The organism is Ruminiclostridium hungatei (assembly GCF_002051585.1).
GTDB lineage: Bacteria > Bacillota > Clostridia > Acetivibrionales > DSM-1351 > Ruminiclostridium > Ruminiclostridium hungatei.
Genome location: NZ_MZGX01000064.1, coordinates 1 through 1,687, shown reverse-complemented (window position 1 = coordinate 1,687; position 1,687 = coordinate 1). Strand labels below are relative to the sequence as shown.

General features: G+C 36.3%; 3 protein-coding genes. 1 reads left to right on the top strand and 2 read right to left on the bottom strand.

Features of this window, described 5'->3' with window-relative positions; translation table 11 throughout:
* Nucleotides 1-433 (top strand): hypothetical protein (locus CLHUN_RS22410; protein WP_207559202.1); only part of this gene is annotated, 433 nt, incomplete at its 5' end.
* 20 nt (nt 434-453) lie between these two features.
* Here CLHUN_RS22410 and CLHUN_RS21490 read toward each other — a convergent pair.
* Both CLHUN_RS21490 and CLHUN_RS22275 read right to left on the bottom strand, forming a co-directional pair.
* Entirely contained in the window at nt 454-762 is a 309-nt protein-coding gene (locus CLHUN_RS21490) for an immunity protein TriTu family protein (protein ID WP_080066716.1), read from the bottom strand.
* A gap of 2 nt (nt 763-764) precedes the next feature.
* A partial coding sequence (locus CLHUN_RS22275; protein WP_207559201.1) for a TreTu family toxin occupies nt 765-1,687 on the bottom strand: 923 nt, incomplete at its 5' end.

Sequence of the window (1,687 nt, the reverse complement as noted above, 5' to 3'; positions counted from 1 at the left end):
TAAATCTCTGATCATGAAAAATTCCTCACTTTGTATCATTGCTGCGTCTCCTCCCAAAGAGAAGACTACGTTTTTTGTGGGGATTTTTCAACCGTTTATTAAGGGTATTTTAGCACCGATTCTTACAGTTTGTCTCTTTGTGCAAATTTTTCCCATGTTTCTTCTCCTCCTTCTCTTTTCTCAATTCGACTCACTACAAATGGGCACAAAGAAGGCCAACAGGATTTTTGTTCTCCCGTTGACCTATTTGTTTGTTACGCTATTGACTTTTCTGACGCTATTTTCGGACTGCTATGGGTGCTGGCTGCAGAATTATTATTATGCAGCTAGTTTCAGTTTGTCTGTTTTGACAGCAGCTCACACAGTTAAAGGTTTTTTATTTTTCGGGCGTCCATATCCGATTTTTGCAGTCAGTTCACACGATGTTTTGTAGCCAATATGGCTTATGCAAAATTAATCTGTAACCCCAGAAATCAAAACTTGAAAATATCCTCTCAAAATTTCATCGTAATCTGGTTCCGCACCTAATTCAAAATGTTCAAACAATAGCCTCTTTTCTGTTTCAAAATGTAGGACTTCTACATCCATCTCTCCTGTTTCCCAAACACTCACTCGCCCAATGCAAACCTGTGAAAAATGGTCAACAGAAGTACTTGGGTTTAGTAAACTTTCTTCAGTTACATTAATGTTCTCAGTTGTTATTCCTAATTTCTTTAGTCCATATCTTTTTGTTTCAACCCACTTAAGAAAATCTCTATACATAGCTATTTTATCCCTTCTATTTTAACATTCCCTGCTTTAGGCATTTCTGGTAAAGGATTGCCTTTTTTAACTGCCATCCTACCCTCAAGTGAATTTGGACCAACTATTTTAGCCCATCCTTTACTAGTTGCTACCAATGAAGATGCTGGTACTTCAAACTCAACATAAAGTGAACCTGGCTTAGCTGATTTAAACGCTTCTGGATTTGCTGGCGAAGCAACATGTGTTGTTCCTGTAGAACTTTCTTGGACCTTCCCTGATTTAACCATTGCATCATATTCTGTCTGGGACATCCATCTTCCTACATTAACTTTTGCCCCTGAGCTACCTGCACTATCTGCAATGCTTTTTACTTGACCAATCAAGTAAACTCCCCTGGCATTATCCCAATCTTTAATTCTAGACTCTAGCGATGAATCACTTACTAGTATCTCACTTAGAATACTTCCACCTATTAGGTTCCGAATACCTTTTTCAACTATATTATCTATCGCTTGCTCTAATGATTTATCATTTATATCTACTCTAACCAATCTAATTATTGATAGAATTGCTTTTTTATCATGCTCATTTGCATGAAACCATTGAGTAGTCAAATCTGCCAATTTAGCCTGTGTTATAATACTTAATCCCGAGTCTTTTGCCTGATCATAAAGATACTCGTGTAAACTAATTGTTTTCCCATTATATACTATGCTACCAGAACTTACATCTAGACTTATAGAGATAGGATTACCCGTCCCCTTATTTATAGTGCTATTTGCTTTATTTGTACTACTCACACTCGTAGTCTTATAGTAATTATTGGTTTGCACTGAAAGGTTTGTTTGGACTACAGTATATGACCCATTTTTTACTGTTTGGGTAGCAGATATTTTATCATTAGTAACAGTTGTATTAATGGATACAACTACATTTGAATTTT

What these genes read in the sequence shown, in the direction of transcription:
- CLHUN_RS21490 (WP_080066716.1), bottom strand. Translation starts at nt 762, where the DNA reads ATGTATAGAGATTTTCTTAAGTGGGTTGAAACAAAAAGATATGGACTA.